Source organism: Serratia sarumanii (assembly GCF_029962605.1).
GTDB lineage: Bacteria > Pseudomonadota > Gammaproteobacteria > Enterobacterales > Enterobacteriaceae > Serratia > Serratia sarumanii.
The window spans coordinates 343,048-363,439 of record NZ_CP124750.1; the positions used below are offsets into that span (position 1 = coordinate 343,048).

General features: G+C 61.2%; 16 protein-coding genes and 3 tRNA genes. 15 read left to right on the forward strand and 4 right to left on the reverse strand.

Annotated features, from left to right (window positions below; all coding sequences use genetic code 11):
- The first annotated feature begins 87 nt into the window (after window positions 1-87).
- Window positions 88-1,065, forward strand: a complete 978-nt coding sequence (epmA, locus tag SSARUM_RS01550) for an elongation factor P--(R)-beta-lysine ligase (protein WP_004929681.1) — start codon at window positions 88-90, stop codon at window positions 1,063-1,065.
- A 67-nt stretch (window positions 1,066-1,132) separates the two neighbouring features.
- Here epmA and mscM read toward each other — a convergent pair whose 3' ends face one another.
- From mscM to rsgA, 3 genes are all read right to left on the reverse strand, one after another.
- Window positions 1,133-4,480, reverse strand: coding sequence for a miniconductance mechanosensitive channel MscM (mscM, locus tag SSARUM_RS01555; RefSeq protein WP_033648710.1), 3,348 nt, complete (start codon window positions 4,478-4,480; stop codon window positions 1,133-1,135).
- 13 nt (window positions 4,481-4,493) lie between these two features.
- A complete protein-coding gene (asd, locus tag SSARUM_RS01560) occupies window positions 4,494-5,387 on the reverse strand; it encodes an archaetidylserine decarboxylase (protein WP_039567869.1) in 894 nt (297 codons plus the stop codon).
- Between the two features lie 76 nt (window positions 5,388-5,463).
- Entirely contained in the window at window positions 5,464-6,513 is a 1,050-nt protein-coding gene (gene rsgA, locus SSARUM_RS01565) for a small ribosomal subunit biogenesis GTPase RsgA (RefSeq protein ID WP_033638924.1), read from the reverse strand.
- Window positions 6,514-6,753: 240 nt separating this feature from the next.
- Between rsgA and orn the strand changes: the two genes are divergently transcribed.
- The 4 genes from orn (at window position 6,754) to SSARUM_RS01585 (ending at window position 7,838) form a co-directional block, all read left to right on the forward strand.
- Window positions 6,754-7,299, forward strand: coding sequence for an oligoribonuclease (gene orn, locus SSARUM_RS01570; RefSeq protein ID WP_033636776.1), 546 nt, complete (start codon window positions 6,754-6,756; stop codon window positions 7,297-7,299).
- Window positions 7,300-7,490: 191 nt separating this feature from the next.
- Window positions 7,491-7,566, forward strand: a tRNA-Gly gene (locus SSARUM_RS01575).
- A 66-nt stretch (window positions 7,567-7,632) separates the two neighbouring features.
- Window positions 7,633-7,708 (forward strand) — tRNA-Gly (locus tag SSARUM_RS01580).
- 54 nt (window positions 7,709-7,762) lie between these two features.
- Window positions 7,763-7,838: transfer RNA gene (locus tag SSARUM_RS01585), tRNA-Gly, on the forward strand.
- A gap of 311 nt (window positions 7,839-8,149) precedes the next feature.
- Here the strand turns inward: SSARUM_RS01585 and queG are convergent.
- Window positions 8,150-9,289: a tRNA epoxyqueuosine(34) reductase QueG gene (gene queG / locus SSARUM_RS01590; protein ID WP_033648708.1), complete on the reverse strand. Its 1,140-nt coding sequence runs from the start codon at window positions 9,287-9,289 to the stop codon at window positions 8,150-8,152.
- Here queG and nnr point away from each other — a divergent pair.
- The 10 genes from nnr (at window position 9,288) to SSARUM_RS01640 (ending at window position 20,335) form a co-directional block, all read left to right on the forward strand.
- Window positions 9,288-10,802, forward strand: a complete 1,515-nt coding sequence (nnr, locus tag SSARUM_RS01595; RefSeq protein WP_060388203.1) for a bifunctional ADP-dependent NAD(P)H-hydrate dehydratase/NAD(P)H-hydrate epimerase — start codon at window positions 9,288-9,290, stop codon at window positions 10,800-10,802. The genes queG and nnr overlap by 2 nt on opposite strands.
- A 10-nt stretch (window positions 10,803-10,812) precedes the next feature.
- Window positions 10,813-11,283 carry a tRNA (adenosine(37)-N6)-threonylcarbamoyltransferase complex ATPase subunit type 1 TsaE gene (gene tsaE, locus SSARUM_RS01600; RefSeq protein ID WP_033648706.1) on the forward strand — a complete coding sequence of 157 codons (471 nt, stop codon included), beginning with the start codon at window positions 10,813-10,815 and terminating at the stop codon, window positions 11,281-11,283.
- 7 nt (window positions 11,284-11,290) lie between these two features.
- Window positions 11,291-13,102: an N-acetylmuramoyl-L-alanine amidase AmiB gene (gene amiB, locus SSARUM_RS01605; protein WP_060430729.1), complete on the forward strand. Its 1,812-nt coding sequence runs from the start codon at window positions 11,291-11,293 to the stop codon at window positions 13,100-13,102.
- A 22-nt stretch (window positions 13,103-13,124) separates the two neighbouring features.
- Window positions 13,125-15,008, forward strand: a complete 1,884-nt coding sequence (gene mutL, locus SSARUM_RS01610; RefSeq protein ID WP_060430731.1) for a DNA mismatch repair endonuclease MutL — start codon at window positions 13,125-13,127, stop codon at window positions 15,006-15,008.
- Complete coding sequence (gene miaA, locus SSARUM_RS01615) at window positions 15,001-15,942, forward strand: tRNA (adenosine(37)-N6)-dimethylallyltransferase MiaA (protein WP_004933679.1); 942 nt, start codon at window positions 15,001-15,003, stop codon at window positions 15,940-15,942. The genes mutL and miaA overlap by 8 nt, the downstream gene beginning before the upstream one ends.
- A gap of 114 nt (window positions 15,943-16,056) precedes the next feature.
- Window positions 16,057-16,365, forward strand: a complete 309-nt coding sequence (gene hfq, locus SSARUM_RS01620; RefSeq protein ID WP_004933678.1) for an RNA chaperone Hfq — start codon at window positions 16,057-16,059, stop codon at window positions 16,363-16,365.
- Window positions 16,366-16,463: 98 nt separating this feature from the next.
- On the forward strand, window positions 16,464-17,744 hold the full coding sequence (gene hflX, locus SSARUM_RS01625) for a ribosome rescue GTPase HflX (protein WP_282494109.1): 1,281 nt from the start codon (window positions 16,464-16,466) through the stop codon (window positions 17,742-17,744).
- Between the two features lie 68 nt (window positions 17,745-17,812).
- The gene (gene hflK / locus SSARUM_RS01630; protein WP_033636782.1) at window positions 17,813-19,063 is read left to right on the forward strand and encodes an FtsH protease activity modulator HflK; all 1,251 of its coding nucleotides are present in this window, start codon (window positions 17,813-17,815) and stop codon (window positions 19,061-19,063) included.
- Window positions 19,064-19,066: 3 nt separating this feature from the next.
- A complete protein-coding gene (gene hflC / locus SSARUM_RS01635) occupies window positions 19,067-20,071 on the forward strand; it encodes a protease modulator HflC (protein WP_004933669.1) in 1,005 nt (334 codons plus the stop codon).
- 63 nt (window positions 20,072-20,134) lie between these two features.
- Window positions 20,135-20,335, forward strand: a complete 201-nt coding sequence (locus SSARUM_RS01640) for a DUF2065 domain-containing protein (protein WP_004933666.1) — start codon at window positions 20,135-20,137, stop codon at window positions 20,333-20,335.
- Window positions 20,336-20,392: the final 57 nt, after the last annotated feature.

Here is a 20,392-nt window from a genome sequence, read left to right on the forward strand (position 1 = left end):
ATGGCCGGTTGTGCATCGTGAAGAATTTGTTTGGCTGCAAGGATGCGAGTAGACTGCATCCCCTGTTTGATTTCGGAGTTAATTACCATGAGCGAAACGGCAAGCTGGCAGCCTAGTGCACCCATCGCCAATTTGTTGAAACGCGCAGCGATTCTGGCTGAGATCCGGCGTTTCTTCGCCGATCGTGGCGTGCTGGAAGTTGAGACGCCCACCATGAGCCAGGCGACGGTCACCGACGTTCACCTGTTCCCGTTCGAGACGCGTTTCGTCGGGCCGGGGGCGGCAGAGGGCCTGACGCTATACATGATGACCAGCCCGGAATATCACATGAAGCGCCTGCTGGCGGCGGGCAGCGGCCCGATCTACCAAATGGGGCGCAGCTTCCGCAATGAAGAAGCCGGGCGGCATCACAACCCGGAATTCACCATGCTGGAGTGGTACCGTCCGCACTACGACATGTACCGCCTGATGAACGAGGTGGACGATTTGCTGCAACAGGTGCTGGACTGCGAGAGCGCGGAGACCCTGTCTTATCAGCAGGCGTTCCTGCGCCATCTGGACATCGATCCGCTGTCGGCGGAGAAGGCGCAGCTGCGTGAAGCGGCGGCCAAGCTCGACTTGAGCAACATCGCCGATACTGAAGAAGACCGCGATACGCTGCTGCAGCTGCTGTTTACCGTGGGCGTGGAGCCGCATATCGGCCGTGAAAAGCCGGCGTTCGTTTACCACTTCCCAGCCAGCCAGGCGGCGTTGGCGGAGATCAGCACCGAAGACCACCGCGTGGCGGAGCGTTTCGAGGTGTACTTCAAGGGCATTGAGCTGGCGAACGGTTTCCGCGAGCTGACCGACGGCCGTGAACAGCAGCAGCGCTTCGAGCAGGACAACCGCAAACGCGCGGAGCGCGGCCTGCCGCAGCAGCCGATCGACTACAACCTGTTGGCGGCGTTGCAGCACGGCATGCCGGAATGTTCCGGCGTGGCGCTGGGCGTGGATCGCCTGGTGATGCTGGCGCTGGGCGCCGAGAGCCTGAGCGACGTGTTGGCCTTCCCGGTTGGGATCGCCTGACGTTTCAGGCGTAGAGAAAAGCAAAAGGGTCGGCATTTGCCGGCCCTTTTTTTATCGCGAGAACCGCTTACAGCCCCCCGGCGTCGCGTTTGGTGTTCGGCGCCGGCGTGGACGGCGGCGTACGGCCGTTGTTGGTCAGCCGCGACAGCGTCTCGGTGCGCACCTGGAACGGCGGGTACGGCAGCGTGATGCCGTGCTCGCGGTAGCCCGCCAGGATCAACTGGTGGATCTCGTGGCGCAGCGGCATGCGGTGGCCCATCTCGGCGGCGTAAATACGCATCTCGAAGATCTGAATGCCCTGTTGCAAATCGACCAGGTAGACTTCCGGCACCGGATTGTCCAGCACCAGCGAACAGCGCTCGGCGGCGTTCATCAGGATTTTGGTCACCTCTTCGCTATTGGCCTCGCCCGGGGCCGGCACGGTCAGCACCACGCGGGTGATGGCGTCCGAGAGCGACCAGTTGACGAACTGCTCGGTGATGAACGCCTTGTTCGGCACGATGATCTCTTTGCGGTCCCAATCGGCGATGGTGGTCGCACGGGTATTGATCTTGGTTATCGTGCCGGTCAGGTTGCGGATCGTTACGGTATCGCCGATGCGGATCGGCTTCTCGAACAGGATGATCAGGCCGGAGATGAAGTTGGAGAAAATCTCCTGCATGCCAAAGCCGAGACCCACGCTGAGCGCGGTGACCACCCACTGCAGTTTCGACCATTCGATGCCGATCCAGGAAAAGCTGAGAATGGCGCCGAACAGCAACAGCAGGTATTTGGTGATGGTGGTGATGGCGTAACCGGTGCCCGGCGACAGATCCAGGTGCTGCAGCACCGCCAGTTCCAGCAGCGCCGGCAGGTTGCGCACCAGCTGCATGGTGATGATCAATACCAGAATGGCGATCAGCACTGCGCCGAGGGTGATCGGGTGGGCGGTTTCCACGCCGTTGACCGTCGAGGTCACGTCCCACAGCGAGATATTTTCCAGGAAGCTGAAGGCGGAGTGGATCTCCGACCACAAAACGATCACCGACACCAGCGCGATCAGCGTCAGGATCGAACGCACCAGCCGCAGCGACTGGGCGCTGATGGTATCCAGGTCTATCTCTGAGTAGTCCATATCCACCGAACCTTCGGTGCTGTTCGGGGTATGCGAGGTTTCGTCTTCGCCGCGGGCGCGCTGGGCCAGAATGTCCGCGCGGCGCTGTTTGGCGCGGTCGAAGGCGATGCGTCGCCGTTGGATCAGCATCCAGCGGCGGATGATGTGGTAGACGACCAGCAGCAGGAACCAGATCGCCACCGAGGTTTCCAGGCGCGCCAGCAGCGCCTGCGCGGTGGTGAGATAACCGACGCTCGACGCCAGCGCCGCCAGCAGCGGCGCCGACAGCAGCAGCCCCCAGAAGGCGCTGTTGAGCATGTTGTCGCCGGAGCCGTTTTTATCCAGATACAGCGGGATGCCGGCGCGCTTGAGGCTGTGGGTGACCAGCGCCAGCGCCAGACACAGCAGAATGAAGCACAGCCGCCCCAGCGTGTTGGCGAACTCGCGCTCTTTCAGGCTATCGAAGGTGATCAGCGCCATGATCAGCGGCACGATCAGCCAGATCGACATCTTGTAGTAGCGCATGGCGCGCGAAACCTGCTTTGCCGGCCAGCGGAAGTGCACGATGAACAACCCTTGCGGGTGGGCGAAGGCGGCGCAGATCATGCAGATCCACAGGATCGGCAGCGTGGCGGTCACCCCTTTGCCGATCGCTTCCGCCACCGGGTAGTTCCAGGCGCTCTGCAGGCCGTAGCCGAGCGCGGCCCACAGCACCGGCAGCGGCATCGCCACCAGAATCGACCAGAACACGGTGCGCACCGTCAGGAAGAATTCGTCCTGCGTCACCTTGCCGACGCGGCTGCTGGCGCGCTCGAGGAAGGCGTGGTAGTGCTTGCGCGAACTGATGCTGAAAATCACCAGCAGCAGGGCGCCGAAGATCGGGATCAGCGTTTCGCGGCTGGTCACCATCATCATGAAGGCGCCGCCGAGCTGCGACAGCGTGTCCAGCGACAGAACGCGCGTCAGATCGTGCGCCACGTTGAGCGGATAAGAGAAGTTGATCGGATTGACGTCCGGCACCCAGAACAGATAGCGGTGGGTGGCGTCGCGAATTTCGTTCAACGCTTCGATCAACTGGGTGTTGGCCACCTTCAGCTTGGTCAGCTCGAGGATTTGGGTGTCGCAACCGGACAACAACGAGTTCAGCAGCTCGCGCTGGGTGCGCAGCTGGGCATCGACGATGCGCTGCTCCTGGTTGGTCAGCGCGCTGCCGTCGTCGCGCTTGAATTCGCGCTGCGACAGTTTTTCCAGCTGAGTTTCAAACTGCAGGCGCTGCACGCGCAGCTGGGCCATGTCGCCGTCCAGCTGTTGCGGCTTGGGCATTTCCGGCAGCGTCGCCACCTGGGCGCGCAGGGTTTCCCCCAGCGCCGACGACGAACCGAGCCACTGGGCCTGCTCGATGATGGTGCTCAGCGCCTGGCGCACCTGCAGCGTCTGCGCCGCCGCCTGCCGTTGCTGCGATGAAATCAGATCCATGCGCTGCGCCTGGCTGTTCAGCGCGGCGGACAGTTCGCGGTTGATCTGCAGCTGTTGGCTGATGCTTTTTGGCAAATCGCCGTTCTGCTCGGCCAGCTGCTCGGTTTTTTCCAGCGCCTGTTCCGCTTCGCGTTGGCGCTGGGCGTTGAGGTTGTTGCGCAGCGCCTGCAGCTGAACGTCTATTTTCTCGTGGCGCTTTTTATAGACTTCGGCGCGCATGCGCGCCAGCTCCTGCCGGTTGTTGGCCGACAGCTGCGCCAGTTCCAGCTCATCCACTTTGGCCTTGCGCGCCGCGGCTTCGGTCTGCAGTAGAGCCAGGGCGGCCTGCGCGTACGGCGTGGTCGGGTTGGCGGGCTGCGCCTGCAGGCGGCGCTGCACTTCCGTCAGCGCACGGCGGGCGTCGGTCTGCTGCTGCGGCAGCTGGCCGAGCGAATCGCTGATTTCCCGCGTGCGATCCTGCTCTTGCTGCAGCAGGCGCGCCTGTTCCAGCAGCAGACTGCTGGTTTGCAGGATCTGCTGTTCCAACTCGGCGGCCGGCAGATCGTCGCCGTTCGGCAGGATCTTGTTGCTTTCCAGCACCAGCTGGCGGCGCAGTTCCTGCGTCATCTTCGGGAAATCGTCGATCACCCTCTGATACTGCTCGGAGCGAGTCTGCGACTCTTTACGCTCCGCCAGCCAGTTGAGGGCGCTTTGCAGCGCCTCGGTGGTCTCCGCCTGATTCGGCGCGTTTTTGCTGCTTTCCGCCTGCTTCAGCTCTTGCTTGAGCTGGGTCTCGGTCGGCAGGGGAGCGGCCAGCGCCGGTTGCCACAGCAGGCAACCGAGCAAAAGCGTGATGATCAGGCGCACGGCGTCGATTCCTTTAGAGCGGGGTCTGTGGTGTTTCAGCGGCGGCCGGGATTTCGGCGAACGCCTCACCCATGCGGGTGACGGTGCCGTTTTGCAACTGCGGCGCGAGCTGCACGCTGCCTGCGGTAAACAGATTGATCACCGTGGAGCCAAGCTTGAAGCGGCCCATCTCGGCGCCTTTTTCCAGCGCGATGGTGCCCTCTTCACCGGCGGCCGGGTAGGTCCAGCGTTTGATGATGCCTTCGCGCGGCGGCGTGACGGTGCCGGCCCAAACGGTTTCGATGCTGCCGACAATGGTGGCGCCGACCAGAATTTGCACCATCGGCCCGATGTCGGTGTCGAACACGCAGATCACGCGCTCGTTGCGCGCGAACAGGTTAGGCACGTTGGCGGCGGTGAGCGGGTTGACCGAGAACAGATCGCCCGGCACATAGATCATTTCGCGCAGCACGCCGGCGCACGGCATGTGCACGCGGTGGTAATCACGCGGCGCCAGATAGGTCGTGGCGAACAGGCCGTTGCGGAACGGTTCGGCCAGCAGGTAGTTGCCGGCCAGCAGCGCTTCCAGGCTGTAGTGATGGCCTTTGGCCTGGAAGATTTGATCGTCGCGGATCGGGCCGAGCTGGCTGATGGCGCCATCGGCGGGCAGCGCCAGCCAGTTGGCGTCGGCGATGATTGGGCGTGCGCCATCGCGCAGCGGGCGCACGAAGAAGTCGTTGAAGGTGGCGTAAGACGCCAGATCCGGATTTTGCGCTTCCTGCATGTCCACGCGGTAGAAGCGGGCGAAGGCCTTGATCACCAGTTGGGTCAGCCAGCCGGCCCGTTTGTCGGCGCCCCAGCCCGCCAGGCGGGTCAGCGCCAGCTTCGGTAGCCAATATTGCAATTTAATCTTGATGCTATCCAGCACGTTAACCTCGTGAATCAGGGTAAAGGGCGCGCATTGTAACGAGGGCCTCGCCGTCGTCAATGCCCGCCCGTCAGTGTCAGTCTGCGGCGTCCGTGAAGTTCTTGCGAACCTTCACCTGCGCCATGCTTTCCAGAATGCGGTGATAGTTGTCGAAACGCTCTTCCGCGATATCGCCTTTCTCCATCGCCGCGCGGATAGCGCAGCCGGGATCGGTATCGTGGCGGCAGTCGCGAAATTTGCAACCGCCTAAATAATCACGGAATTCGACAAATCCGCGGGTGATTTGTTCCGGCTCCAAGTGCCACAGGCCAAACTCGCGCACCCCCGGGGAGTCGATCACGTCGCCGCCGTGCTGGAAATGGTACAGCCGCGCGGCGGTGGTGGTATGTTGCCCGAGGCCCGATACGTCGGAAACCTGATTTACCAGAATTTGCTCTTCGGACGGCGGCAGCAGCGCATTCAGCAGGCTGGATTTGCCGACGCCGGACTGGCCGGCGAAGATGCTGATGCGCCCGGCCAGCGCCTGTTCGAACTCCGCCATGCCTTCTCGCGTCTGGCTGGAGACTTCCAGCACCCGGTAGCCAATCTTGCGATAGATATCCATCATGCCGTCGACCAGCTTGCGCGCTTCGGCGTCCAGCAGGTCGATTTTGTTGAGCACGATCAGCGGCTCGACTTCGAGCGTTTCGCAGGCCACCAGATAGCGGTCGATGATGTTCAGCGACAGCTCGGGCAGGATCGCCGACACGATGACGATCTGATTGATATTGGCGGCGATCGGCTTCACGCCGTCGTAGAAGTCCGGGCGCGTCAGCACCGAGGTGCGTTCGTGCACCGCTTCCACGATGCCCTTCACCCCTTCATGGGCGCCCAGGCCGGGGCGCCACACCACGCGATCGCCGGTGACCAGCGAACGCAGCGTACGGCGGATATTGCAGCGGTGCTGAGTGCCATCCGGCGCCTCAACGTCGGCGTGCATGCCGAAACGGCTGATGACGACGCCTTCCTGCGGCTCGCCCAGTTGGGAATCATCCGGTTCCGGTTTGTTATCAGCGCGCTTCAGACGGCGCTGATGGTTCGCCTGCACGCGGCGTTGCTGACCTTTGGACAGTTTGTTCTTACTCACTGCGCCTCACTTGACTCGATTTTATACCTTTACACGTACGGCGGCGGTTGGGGCCTTCCCCGGCCGCAGCCTTGAACCCGTCGGGGTATATGTCGCCCAGGGCGACCAAAAAGACTATGATACACGCTATTTTATATTAAATAACCGTTGTTAGCCGTCGGCTGCGGCGCGTCGCCACCGGCGGCGCCCGCCGTCTCGTCCGCACAGCGTTTTTCTCTCGGCTTTTAGGCAGGAAACATCATGACAGGAAACGAAAATAACCTGATTTGGATCGATTTGGAGATGACCGGGCTGGATCCCGAGCGTGACCGCATCATCGAGATCGCCACGCTGGTCACCGACGCCAACCTGAACATCCTGGCGGAAGGGCCGGTGATCGCCGTGCATCAGTCCGACGAACAGCTGGCGCTGATGGACGAGTGGAACGTGCGCACCCATACCGGCAGCGGGCTGGTGGAGCGGGTGAAAGCCAGCCGCCAGGACGATCGCGCCGCCGAGCTGGAAACGATAGCCTTCCTGCAGCAGTGGGTGCCGGCCGGCAAATCGCCGATCTGCGGCAACAGCGTGGGCCAGGATCGCCGTTTCCTGTTCCGCTATATGCCGGAGCTGGAGGCCTACTTCCATTACCGCTACCTGGACGTCAGCACGCTGAAGGAGCTGGCGCGCCGCTGGAAGCCGGAAATTCTCGCCGGCTTTAAAAAGCAGGGCACCCATCAGGCGCTGGACGACATTCGTGAATCGGTGGCCGAACTGGCGTATTACCGCGAACATTTCATCCAGCTCTAAGGTGCGAGGGCCTCTGCGGGGAAAAAATGCCGGTTTTAGCCGCTTAATTCGCCAATCTGGCGCTTTAATCGGCAATCAAACAAAAATCGCGTTTTTTTGCTTTCAGGGGCTTGCGGCAAAAAGGATTTCTCGTATAATGCGCACCCCGTACCGATGAAGAATTTCGTAACGTTCCACCATCGATACGCCGGGCGGGAATAGCTCAGTTGGTAGAGCACGACCTTGCCAAGGTCGGGGTCGCGAGTTCGAGTCTCGTTTCCCGCTCCAAATTCAACAATGTCGCGATGCGGCATGATGAATAAATAAAGCAGTATCAAGCAGTACCTATGCGACGCGGGAATAGCTCAGTTGGTAGAGCGCAACCTTGCCAAGGTTGAGGTCGCGAGTTCGAGCCTCGTTTCCCGCTCCAAAAATTCAAAGGTCACGCCAGTGTTTGGTGGCCGGATGCCAAAAGCATCTCAATGCGGGAATAGCTCAGTTGGTAGAGCACGACCTTGCCAAGGTCGGGGTCGCGAGTTCGAGTCTCGTTTCCCGCTCCAATTTTCTCTTCGTTTCAAACTCAAATCCAACGCTTTATCCGGCGCGGGTTTTTTTCCCGTTTTACACGCCTGGTAAAAATGTTGTGAACAGAGTTATCCACAGCCTCTGCACATAAACTCGCCTGCCTGAAAAATCAACGTCATACAAATTAAATATTTATCTATTTGATTTATAAGTTTATTTATTTATCCCAAAACGTTATGCCGATCACTTGCTCTTTTTGTTGCAGTTGAAAGACAACGTGTTTTTATTTTTATGCACAAATCCACAGAGTGAGTATTCCGGCGCTACGTCCGAATGGCGCACGCCGTCAGGCATCCCTTGGCAAACCTTTTTCCACAGCCCGTATCAGCCGTTTTTTCTGCGCCGTTTGCACCTCGATGCCCTGCGCTTCGCGGCGGGCGAGCTGTTGCGCCAGCGCCCAGTGGATATGTTCGTCCAGCATGGCGTTTTGGCCCAAACGGGTGCGTAGTGCGAGCACTATGCCGTCCTCGTAGGGCGCATTGCCCAGCGCCACGGCGATATTGCGCAGCCAGCGCAGGTGGCCGATGCGGCGTATCGCCGAGCCTTCGGTGATGCGCAGGAATTTTTCCTCCGTCCAGTTGAACAGATCGATCAGCTGCGGCGCATGCAGCGCGGCGCGCGGGCTGAAATCGTCTTCGTCGGTAAGCTGCGAAAAGCGGTTCCACGGGCAGATCAGCTGGCAGTCGTCGCAGCCGTAGATGCGGTTGCCGAGCAGCGGGCGGAACTCCTCCGGGATCGCGCCTTCCAGCTCGATGGTCAGGTAGGAGATGCAGCGCCGGGCGTCTACGGTATAGGGAGCGACGATGGCGCCGGTCGGGCAGGTGGTGATGCAGGCGACGCAGCGGCCGCACTGCTCTTCCTGCGGCTGGTCTACCGGCAGCGGCAGATCGATCAGCAATTCGCCGAGGAAAAACCACGACCCGGCTTCACGGTTGAGAATTAGTGAGTGTTTACCAACCCAGCCGATGCCCGCCTTGGCGGCCAGTGCGCGTTCCATCACCGGCGCAGAATCGACAAAGGGGCGGAAATTCAACTCGCCGCAGTAGGCCTGGATCTGATCGCCCAACTTTTTCAGGCGCTGGCGCAACAGCTTGTGATAGTCGCGCCCCAGCGCATAGCGGCTGACGTAGCCCAGCTGCGGATTTTGCAAGGTGCTGGCAAATGCCGCCTTGGCCGGCAGGTAGTTCATGCGTACGCTGATCACTCGCAGCGTGCCCGGCAACAGTTCGTGAGGGCGTGCGCGCAGCATGCCGTGGCGCGCCATCCATTCCATTTCGCCGTGGTACTGTTTGTCGAGCCAGGCCTGCAGCTTCGGCTCTTCAAGGCTCAAATCGGTATCGCAGATGCCAACCTGCTGGAATCCTAGCGATTGCCCCCATTGCTTGATATGTTGGGCGAGTTGATGGAGATCGAGGGGGTGCGTCATGACGGGCCACAGTGAAAAAGCATACGCTGACAGTTTACCACACTCTGTCTGGCCTGCGGATTGGATCCGTCGCTCGGAACCCGCAGCGGCGGCCTCGCTCGGTATTTCTCTTTACGATTTGATGCAGCGCGCCGGTCAGGCGGCCTACGCGCTGGCGCGCAACGCGTATCCCTCCCGCGACCACTGGCTGGTGCTGTGCGGCCACGGCAACAACGGCGGCGACGGCTATGTGGTGGCGCGCCTGGCGAAGGCGGCGGGCGTGCAGGTGACGCTGATCGCCTGCGACGGCGCACGGCCTTTGCCACCGGAAGCCGCAGCGGCCCGCGAGGCCTGGCAAGCCGCAGGCGGCGACATTCTGCCGGCGAGCAGCCGCTGGCCGGCGTCTGTTTCTCTCATCATCGACGGCCTGTTAGGTACCGGCCTGGGCAGCGCGCCGCGTGCGCCCTACGACGCGCTGATCGAGGCCGCCAACCGCCATTCGGCACCGGTGGTGGCGCTCGATATTCCGTCCGGCCTGCTGGCGGAGAGCGGCGCGGCGCCGGGCGCGGTCGTGCGTGCCGCGCACACCGTCACGTTCATCGGCCTCAAACCGGGGTTGCTGACCGGCCAGGCGCGCGACTGGGTCGGGCAACTTCATCAGAATGCGCTAGGCTTATCGGGTTGGTTGGCGAAGCAACCGGAGCAGATTCAGCGGCTTACCGCCGAGGTGTTGCCGCGTTGGCTGCATCCGCGCCGTCCCTGCGCCCATAAGGGCGAGCATGGCCGCCTGCTGTTGGTGGGCGGCGATCGCGGGTTCGGCGGCGCCATTCGCATGGCGGCGGAAGCGGCGCTGCGCAGTGGGGTTGGGTTGGTGCGAGTGCTTACTCACATGGAGCATGTCGCGCCGCTGTTGGCGGCCCGGCCTGAGCTGATGGCGCAGGCGCTGGACGAGGCGACGCTGCGGCAGGCGATGCAATGGGCGGATGTGCTGGTGATTGGCCCGGGGCTGGGCCAGGCTGAGTGGGGCAAAAACGCTTTGAACGTGCTGCAAACCAGCGATAAACCGGCCTTGTGGGACGCCGATGCGCTGAACTTGCTGGCATTAAATCCCGAGAAACGGCAGAATCGCGTGATGACTCCGCATCCTGGAGAGGCTGCTCGGCTGTTGAGCTGCAGCACTGCCGACATCGAGAGTGATCGCTTACTTGCCGTGCGCAAGCTGACGGCGCGTTACGGTGGCGTGGCGGTGCTGAAAGGCGCCGGTACGCTGATCGCCGATGAGCAGGGGCAGATGGCGATCGCCGACGTCGGCAACGCTGGCATGGCCTCCGGCGGCATGGGCGATGTGCTGTCGGGCATCATCGGCGGTTTGCTGGCGCAAAAGCTCTCGCTGTATGATGCCGCCTGTGCGGGCTGCGTCGTACACGGCGCGGCCGGCGATCGCGTAGCGGAAAGACAAGGAACAAGAGGCATGTTGGCGACCGATTTACTGCCGGACATCCTTCATTTCGTTAACCCTGAGTGGGCAAAATAGACTTTATCGAATGAAAGAACTCGTTTTACCTCTGCCGGACGAGGCAGCGACTGTCGCTTTGGGCACCACTTTGGCCCAGGCCTGCGATCGCGCCAGCGTCATCTATCTCTACGGCGACCTGGGCGCCGGTAAAACCACCTTCAGCCGTGGTTTCCTACAGGCGTTAGGGCATCAGGGCAACGTCAAAAGCCCGACCTACACGCTGGTGGAACCCTATGCCTTGCAGCCGCTGGCGGTGTATCACTTCGATCTGTATCGCCTGGCCGATCCGGAAGAGCTTGAATTCATGGGCATTCGCGATTACTTCGCGCAAGACGCCATCTGCCTGGTCGAATGGCCGCAGCAGGGCACCGGCGTGCTGCCGGAGCCGGATCTGGCGCTGCATCTTAGCTATCAGGGCGAGGGGCGAGAGGCGAAGATCGAGGCGATTTCCGCATACGGCAGCCAGCTGTTAGACCGCATTCATGGATCACAGGGATGATGCTGCAATGACGCACGTGTTGAAAAAATTTGCGGTCATCATGCTGATCGCCGTGCTGGGGCCGCTCGGCGCGCTGAACGCGCTGGCGGCGTCCTCGCTGTCCGATATCAAAGTGTCCAACGCCCAACGCGAAGCGACGGTGTCGGTGAGCTTCAATGGCCCGCCGGACTATGCGTTTTTCCCGCTGCACGGCCCGGAACGCGTGGTGCTGGACGTTAACCAGAAGGGCAAGGTCGGCGGTCTTCCGCTCAATTTCAGCGGGCAAAACCTGGTGAAAAGCATTCGTTCCAGCGCGCCGAAAGACGCGCAGAGCGTGCGCCTGGTGTTTGATCTGACCCAGCGCGCCAAAACCCGCGTCGCCACCCGCCAGAACGGCGGCGTGCATACCGTGGTGTTCACCATTACGGCCGAAGGCGGCGCCAATACCGTGGTGCGTAAAGCGCCGGTGCAAACGCCTGCGCCGGTTGCGGTCAATCCACCGCCGCGTCAGGCGCCGGTCACGGTCAGCCAGCCACCGCGCCAGGCGCCGGAGCCGCCGCTGCGCAAAGCGCCGACAGGATCGAATCCCTTTACCAATAAACAGACCGTGGTCGCAGGCACCGCCACAGAGGTCACGCCGCGCAGCAGCCGCGTTTCCGCCGGTTCCGGCGATCGGGTGGTGGTAGCGATCGACGCCGGCCACGGCGGCCAGGATCCGGGCGCCATTGGCCCGAGCGGGCTGAAAGAAAAGAATGTCACCATCGCCATCGCGCGCCGCCTGCAGGCGATGCTGGACGCCGATCCGCAGTTCAAACCGGTGCTGACCCGTACCGGCGACTATTTCATCTCGGTGATGGGGCGCTCCGATGTGGCGCGTAAACAGGGCGCCAACGTGCTGGTCTCCATCCACGCCGACGCCGCACCAAACCGCAGCGCCAGCGGGGCCTCCGTCTGGGTGCTGTCCAACCGCCGCGCCAACAGCGAAATGGCCGGCTGGCTCGAACAGCATGAGAAACAGTCCGAGCTGCTCGGCGGCGCCGGCGATCTGCTGGCCAACAGCCAGGCTGATCCTTACCTGAGCCAGGCAGTGCTGGATCTGCAGTTCGGCCATTCACAGCGCGTGGGATACGACGTGGCGGTGAAAGTGCTGCAGCAGTTGCAGAGTGTCGGATCGTTGCATAAACGCCGGCCGGAACACGCCAGCCTGGGCGTGCTGCGTTCGCCGGATATTCCCTCGCTGCTGGTGGAAACCGGATTTATCAGCAATAGCACGGAGGAGCGGCTGCTGGGCAGTAGCGCGTATCAGGAGAAGATTGCCAGAGCCATTCATAACGGCCTGCGCAGCTACTTCCTGGCGCATCCGCTGCAAGCCGACCCAAAGGTGGAAAACCGACCGCTGGACGTCGCAGCGGCGGTTAACACCTCAACACCAGACGTGCGCCAGCCTGAGCCTATCGTCAGCTCGGCCGGCGCGAGCCGCAGCGTAAGCGGCAAGACCCGGATCCACGTGGTGAAGCGGGCGGAAACGCTGTCCGGCATCGCCGACAGCTACGGCACCACCATGGCGGCGTTGCGGGATCTGAACAAACTGAAAAAAGACGGCGTGTGGGTCGGGCAACGCCTGAAGGTGCCAGCGGGGAAAGCCGCCGCCGTCACCACCACCGTCGCCAAGGCGAAAACGCCGGCGAAGAAAACGTCTAAACATAAAGTGGCCCGCGGGGATACGCTCTCCTCCATCGCTTCTCGCTACGGGGTCAGCGTCGGCGATCTGAAACGGGTCAATAATCTGAAGTCGGACGTCGCGCCGCTGGATCGGACGCTGACCATTCCGCAGGCCTAGCGCCATCGCTACAGGAGCCAGCATGCCTATCCAGGTGTTACCGCCGCAGCTTGCCAACCAGATTGCCGCCGGAGAGGTGGTTGAACGCCCCGCGTCGGTCGTCAAGGAGCTGGTGGAAAACAGCCTGGACGCCGGCGCAACGCGCATCGATATCGATATTGAACGCGGCGGTGCCAAGCTGATCCGCATTCGCGACAACGGCTGCGGCATCGGCAAGGACGATCTGGCGCTGGCGCTGGCACGGCACGCCACCAGTAAAATCAGCACGCTCGACGATCTGGAGGCTATCGTCAGCCTCGGTTTCCGCGGCGAAGCGCTGGCCAGTATCAGCTCGGTTTCCCGTTTGACCCTGACGTCGCGCACCGCCGAGCAAAGCGAGGCGTGGCAAGCCTATGCCGAAGGGCGCGAGCAGGCGGTGACCCTCAAACCCGCCGCGCACCCGGTCGGGAGCACGCTGGAAGTGCTGGATCTGTTTTACAATACGCCGGCGCGCCGCAAGTTCATGCGCACCGAAAAAACCGAATTCGGCCATATCGATGAAGTGGTGCGGCGCATTGCGCTGGCGCGTTTCGATGTGGCGATCAACCTCAGCCACAACGGCAAACCGATCCGCCAATACCGGGCGGCGAAAGAAGAGAGCCAGCACGAACGCCGTTTGGGCAGCATCTGCGGCCCGGCGTTTTTGCAGCATGCGCTGAACATCGACTGGCAGCACGGCGATCTGAGCATACGCGGTTGGGTGGCGGATCCGGCCGGGGCGCGCCAGCTGGGTGAAATGCAGTATTGCTACGTCAACTGCCGCATGATGCGCGATCGCTTGATCAATCACGCTATTCGTCAGGCCTATCAGGATCAGCTGAAGGACGATCAGCAGCCCGCTTACGTGCTGTATCTGGAGGTCGATCCGCATCAGGTGGACGTCAATGTTCATCCCGCCAAGCACGAAGTGCGTTTCCATCAGGCGCGGCTGGTGCACGATTTTATCTACCAGGCGGTAACCACCGTGCTGCAGCAGGCCGGTCAGACGCCGCCGCTGCCGCTGGCGGAAACGCCTGACGAAGCGCCCGCGCCGGTCTGGCAGCCGGAGAACCGCATCGCCGCCGGCGGCAACCATTTTTCTCAGCCTGCGCCGCGCCGTGAAACGCCGCCACCGGCCGGCACCGCCCGCGAGCGGGCGCCGCAGCCGGGTTGGCAAACGGCGGGCGGTTACCAGAAACGCGAAGGCGAGCTGTACGGTAAACTGATGCAGCCCGCCGCCGAGCCGCAGGCCGATGCCGCGCCGGAAGTTTCGAGCAAGCCGCCGCTGTTCCCGCCGGCGAAAGCCGCAGCGGAAACGCCGTTGGCGGGCGGCCAACACAGTTTTGGCCGGGTGTTGATGATCCATCCGCCGTGCTACGCGCTGATTGAGCAGCGCCAGCAGCCGGCGTTGCTCAATCTGGCGGTAGCCGAACGCTGGCTGCGCCAGGCGCAGCTCAACCCGCCGGCGGAAGGGCTGCGGCCGCAGCCGCTGCTGATCCCGATTAAGCTGACGTTGGAGAAGCGCGAAGCGGCGGCCATTGCGCGGCATCAGGCGCTGCTCGTGGCGATGGGGCTGGATCTGCAGACGGATCACGGCCGTGTGACGCTGCGCGCAGTGCCTTTACCATTACGCCAACAAAATTTACAAAAACTGATACCCGAACTGTTAGGCTATCTGGCCGAACATCAGGAGATGTCGCCCGCGGTGCTGGCCACCTGGCTCGCTCGCCGTCTTGGCAGCGAACATGAACAGTGGAACACCTCGCAAGCGATACAATTGTTGACCGACGTTGAACGACTTTGCCCGCAGCTGGTCAAATCGCCACCGAGCGGACTTTTACAACCCGTTGATTTACAGGCCGCACTGGCGGCCCTCAAGCATGACTGACACTGAAATGACACCACGTCCCCCGGCTATTTTCATCATGGGGCCGACCGCCTCGGGCAAGACCGCGCTGGCGATCGCGCTGCGCGAACGCCTGCCGGTGGAACTGATCAGCGTCGATTCCGCGCTGATTTACCGCGGCATGGATATCGGCACCGCCAAGCCGAGCGCCGAAGAATTGGCGCAGGCGCCGCATCGGCTGATCGATATCCGCGATCCCGCCGAAGCCTACTCGGCCGCGGAGTTTCGCGCCGACGCGCTGAAGGAGATGGCCGACATCACCGCCGCCGGGCGCATTCCGCTGCTGGTCGGCGGCACCATGTTGTATTTCAAGGCGTTGCTGGAAGGATTGTCGCCGCTGCCGTCCGCCGATCCCGCGGTGCGCGAGCGCATCGAACGGCAAGCGGCGGAGCAGGGCTGGGAGGCGTTGCATCGGCAGTTGCAGGCGATCGATCCGGTCGCGGCATTGAGAATTCATCCGAATGATCCGCAGAGACTGTCCAGAGCACTGGAAGTTTTTTTTATTTCGGGTAAAACTTTAACGGAACTGACTAAAATTTCGGGTGAATCGTTGCCGTATCAAGTTCACCAATTTGCGATAGCGCCGACCAGCCGTGAGTTGATCCATCAACGCATCGAGCTGCGGTACCATCAAATGTTGGCGGCGGGTTTTGAGACGGAAGCGCGTGCACTTTTCGCACGGGGTGATTTGCATACGGACTTGCCCTCCATTCGCTGTGTCGGTTACCGCCAGATGTGGTCATACTTGTCTGGTGAAATTAGTTACGATGAGATGGTTTATCGTGGTATTTGCGCAACACGTCAGTTGGCTAAACGCCAGATGACCTGGTTACGGGGTTGGGAGTCGGTCCATTGGTTGGACAGTGAAAAGCCGGGAGAGGCTTTGGACTCGGTGACACAGGTTGTTAGTGCATAGGTTGGGTGATTGTGTACAATTGCTGAGTATTCAGCGCGCAAATTTTTTACGTCGTTTATTTTAGAGCCGACAGGTTCTTAGTTACAAACAACAAGCAAATAAGGAAAAGATAGAATGGCTAAGGGGCAATCTTTGCAAGATCCGTTCCTGAACGCATTGCGTCGTGAACGTGTTCCGGTTTCTATTTATTTGGTGAATGGTATTAAGCTGCAAGGCCAGATTGAGTCTTTTGACCAGTTTGTCATCCTGTTGAAGAACACGGTTAGCCAGATGGTGTACAAGCACGCTATCTCTACCGTTGTCCCGTCTCGCCCGGTCTCGCATCACAGCAACAACCCGAGCGGCGGTTCAAGCAACTATCACCATGGCAACAATCCGTCTGCGCAGCAACAGCCGCAGCAGGAAAGCGATGACGCTGAATAAAGCGCGTTGCAAGTCAACCATGACGGGGAGCATAAGCAGCCGCGGGCTGTTTATGTCCCCCAAACTCACGGTGAGTGTCCGTTTGAGAGGTTGCACGCTTGTTTGACCGTTATGAAGCCGGTGAGCAGGCCGTACTGGTTCATATCTATTTCTCGCAAGACAAAGATACGGAAGACCTCAACGAGTTCGAATCGTTGGTTTCCTCAGCCGGTGTCGAAGCTTTGCAAGTGGTGACCGGTAGCCGCAAAGCCCCGCATCCGAAGTACTTTGTCGGCGAAGGAAAGGCCGAAGAAATTGCAGATGCGGTGAAAGCCAGCGGCGCGTCTGTTGTCCTGTTTGATCATTCCCTTTCCCCGGCGCAGGAAAGAAACCTCGAGCGCCTGTGCGAATGCCGGGTGATCGATCGCACCGGGCTGATTTTAGACATCTTCGCCCAGCGTGCCCGCACCCATGAAGGTAAGCTGCAGGTGGAGCTGGCGCAGTTGCGTCACATCGCCACGCGTCTGGTACGCGGCTGGACGCACCTGGAGCGGCAAAAAGGGGGGATTGGCCTGCGCGGACCGGGGGAAACTCAGCTTGAGACCGACCGTCGCCTGTTGCGTGATCGCATCAGCTTGATTCTGCGCCGCCTGGAGCGGGTAGAAAAGCAGCGTGAACAAGGCCGACGCGCGCGGACCCGCGCCGATGTGCCGACCGTATCGCTGGTGGGCTACACCAACGCCGGCAAATCCACCCTGTTTAACCGAATAACGTCTGCCGAGGTGTATGCGGCGGACCAGCTATTTGCCACCCTGGATCCTACGTTGCGGCGCATTGACGTGCCGGACGTGGGGGATACCGTGTTGGCGGATACCGTAGGCTTTATCCGGCACCTGCCGCACGATCTGGTGGCCGCCTTCAAGGCGACGCTGCAGGAAACGCGCCAGGCATCTCTGCTGCTGCACGTCATCGATGCCGCAGATCCGCGCGTCGATGAGAACATCGTAGCGGTGAACACCGTGCTGGCGGAGATAGACTCGGATGAAATCCCTACACTGTTAGTGATGAACAAAATAGATATGCTGGACGATTTTGTGCCGCGTATCGACCGCAACGACGAAAACCTGCCGATCCGGGTGTGGCTGTCCGCCGCCAGCGGAGAGGGTATTCCGTTGCTGTATCAGGCGTTGACGGAGCGCTTATCGGGGGAGATCGCGCATTACGAATTGCGCTTACCGCCACGGGCAGGCCGTCTTCGCAGCCGTTTTTACCAGCTTCAGGCGATTGAAAAAGAGTGGAACGAGGAGGACGGCAGCATTGGCGTGGTGGTGCGAATGCCGATCGTCGAATGGCGTCGTCTCTGCAAGCAAGAACAGGACCTGATTGACTTTATCGTATGATCATATCCTGTTACATTTATGCTTCGCGAAAGCCTGAAGTACCCAATCACAGAATATGGAGCTAAAACATGGCGTGGAATCAGCCCGGTAATAACGGACAGGACCGCGACCCGTGGGGGAGCAGCAATAACAATGGCGGCAACTCTGGCGGTAACAACAAAGGCGGTCGTGATCAAGGGCCACCTGATTTGGACGATATCTTCCGCAAACTGAGCAAGAAATTGAGCGGTTTCGGCGGGGGCAAAGGCTCCAACAGCAATAGCGGCGGCACCGGCACCTCTGGTCCGGGCTTCAGCGGCCGCATTATCGGTATCGCGGCGGTGGCCGTGGTGGTGATTTGGGCCGCCAGCGGCTTCTATACCATCAAGGAAGCCGAGCGCGGCGTCGTGACGCGTTTCGGCAAGTTCAGCCACCTGGTGCAGCCGGGCCTGAACTGGAAGCCGACCTTCATCGACGACGTGCGTCCGGTGAACGTGGAGTCCGTGCGCGAGCTGGCGGCGTCCGGCGTGATGCTGACCTCCGATGAAAACGTGGTGCGCGTGGAAATGAACGTGCAGTACCGCGTGACCAACCCGGAAGCGTACCTGTTCAGCGTCGTCAATGCCGACGACAGCCTGAGCCAGGCGACCGACAGCGCCCTGCGCGGCGTGATCGGCAAATACTCGATGGACCGCATCCTGACCGAAGGCCGTACCGTGGTGCGTAACGATACGCAGCGCATGCTGGAAGAGACCATTCGTCCTTACAACATGGGCATCACGCTGCTGGACGTCAACTTCCAGGCGGCGCGTCCGCCGGAAGAGGTGAAGGCATCCTTCGACGATGCGATCGCCGCGCGTGAGAACGAGCAGCAATACATCCGTGAAGCGGAAGCTTACGCCAACGAAGTTCAGCCGCGTGCGAACGGCCAGGCGCAGCGTCTGCTGGAAGACTCCAAGGCTTATAAGGACCGTACCGTCCTGGAAGCCCAGGGTGAGGTGGCGCGCTTTGCCAAGCTGTTGCCGGAATACAAGTCCGCACCGCAGATCACCCGCGAGCGTCTGTATATCGAAACCATGGAAAAAGTGCTGGGCCATACCCGTAAGGTGTTGGTGAGCGACAAAGGCAACAACCTGATGGTGCTGCCGCTGGATCAGATGCTGCGCGGCCAAGGCGCGGCGCCGGAGAGCGGCAACAAGGATACCAGCCTGATTCGCCTCAATCCGAATCCTGCGCCGGCTGCCAACAGCAGCGCCCCGCGCACCAGCGGCGGTTCGATTATGGATCAGCGCCGGGCGAATGCGCAGCGTGACGACACCACTCGCGTAGGGAGAGAGTAATCAATGCGTAAGTCTTTTGTAGTTATTGTCCTCGCGGTGCTGGTGGTGCTGTACGCTTCGCTTTTCGTGGTGCAGGAAGGCCAGCGCGGCATCGTACTGCGCTTCGGCAAGGTCCTGCGCGACGGCGAAAACAAGCCGCTGGTGTATGCGCCGGGTCTGCACCTCAAGATCCCGTTCATTGAGACCGTGAAGAACCTGGATGCGCGCATCCAGACCATGGACAACCAGGCCGATCGTTTCGTGACCAGCGAGAAGAAAGACCTGATCGTCGACTCCTATCTGAAGTGGCGCATCAGCGACTTCAGCCGTTACTACCTGGCGACCGGCGGCGGCGACGTCTCCCAGGCCGAAGTGCTGCTGAAACGCAAGTTCAGCGACCGTCTGCGTTCCGAAATCGGCCGCCTGGACGTGAAAGACATCGTGACCGACTCGCGCGGCAAGCTGATGTCCGACGTGCGTGACGCGCTGAACACCGGCACCGTGGGTGATGGCGAAGAAGTGGCGACCACCGAAGCCGATGACGCTATCGCCTCTGCGGCGGCGCGCGTTGAGCGGGAAACCACCGGCAAACAGCCGCAGGTTAACCCGAACAGCATGGCGGCGCTGGGCATCGAAGTGATCGACGTGCGTATCAAGCAGATCAACCTGCCGGCCGAAGTGTCCGACGCCATCTACCAGCGTATGCGCGCCGAGCGTGAAGCGGTAGCCCGTCGTCTGCGCTCGCAGGGCCAGGAAGAAGCCGAGAAGCTGCGCGCCAGCGCGGACTACGAGGTGACCCGTACCCTGGCGGAAGCCGAGCGTCAGGCGCGTATCACCCGCGGTGAAGGCGATGCCGAAGCGGCCAAGCTGTTCGCCAACGCGTTCAGCCAGGATCCGGACTTCTATGCCTTTATCCGCAGCCTGCGTGCCTATGAAGCCAGCTTCAAGGACAACCAGGACGTGCTGGTACTTAGCCCGGACAGCGATTTCTTCCGCTACATGAAGTCGCCTGATACCCTGCGCAAATAAGCGCGGCAGGCAATCTGATCGAGGGCCCGTTTACGCGGGCCCTTTCTCGTTTTTGGGGGATGCATGAACTCAACGATTTGGCTGGCGCTCGGGCTGGTTCTGGTGTTGGAAGGATTGGGGCCGATGCTGTTTCCGCAGGCCTGGCGCAAAATGATTGTGGCGATGTCGCAGTTGCCGGACGCGACGCTGCGGCGATTTGGCGGTGGAATAGTGGTTGCGGGCTGCGTGATCTACTACATGTTGAGCGGCCGCACGGGTCTTTAAAGTCTAGCCCAAAATTTATGCAATCGTATGCTAAAAGTGCTGAAAATCGAAAATTAC

What these genes read in the sequence shown, in the direction of transcription:
- epmA (WP_004929681.1), top strand. Translation starts at nt 88, where the DNA reads ATGAGCGAAACGGCAAGCTGGCAGCCTAGTGCACCCATCGCCAATTTG.
- orn (WP_033636776.1), top strand. Translation starts at nt 6,754, where the DNA reads ATGACAGGAAACGAAAATAACCTGATTTGGATCGATTTGGAGATGACC.
- nnr (WP_060388203.1), top strand. Translation starts at nt 9,288, where the DNA reads ATGACGGGCCACAGTGAAAAAGCATACGCTGACAGTTTACCACACTCT.
- queG (WP_033648708.1), bottom strand. Translation starts at nt 9,289, where the DNA reads ATGACGCACCCCCTCGATCTCCATCAACTCGCCCAACATATCAAGCAA.
- tsaE (WP_033648706.1), top strand. Translation starts at nt 10,813, where the DNA reads ATGAAAGAACTCGTTTTACCTCTGCCGGACGAGGCAGCGACTGTCGCT.
- amiB (WP_060430729.1), top strand. Translation starts at nt 11,291, where the DNA reads ATGACGCACGTGTTGAAAAAATTTGCGGTCATCATGCTGATCGCCGTG.
- mutL (WP_060430731.1), top strand. Translation starts at nt 13,125, where the DNA reads ATGCCTATCCAGGTGTTACCGCCGCAGCTTGCCAACCAGATTGCCGCC.
- miaA (WP_004933679.1), top strand. Translation starts at nt 15,001, where the DNA reads ATGACTGACACTGAAATGACACCACGTCCCCCGGCTATTTTCATCATG.
- hfq (WP_004933678.1), top strand. Translation starts at nt 16,057, where the DNA reads ATGGCTAAGGGGCAATCTTTGCAAGATCCGTTCCTGAACGCATTGCGT.
- hflK (WP_033636782.1), top strand. Translation starts at nt 17,813, where the DNA reads ATGGCGTGGAATCAGCCCGGTAATAACGGACAGGACCGCGACCCGTGG.
- hflC (WP_004933669.1), top strand. Translation starts at nt 19,067, where the DNA reads ATGCGTAAGTCTTTTGTAGTTATTGTCCTCGCGGTGCTGGTGGTGCTG.
- SSARUM_RS01640 (WP_004933666.1), top strand. Translation starts at nt 20,135, where the DNA reads ATGAACTCAACGATTTGGCTGGCGCTCGGGCTGGTTCTGGTGTTGGAA.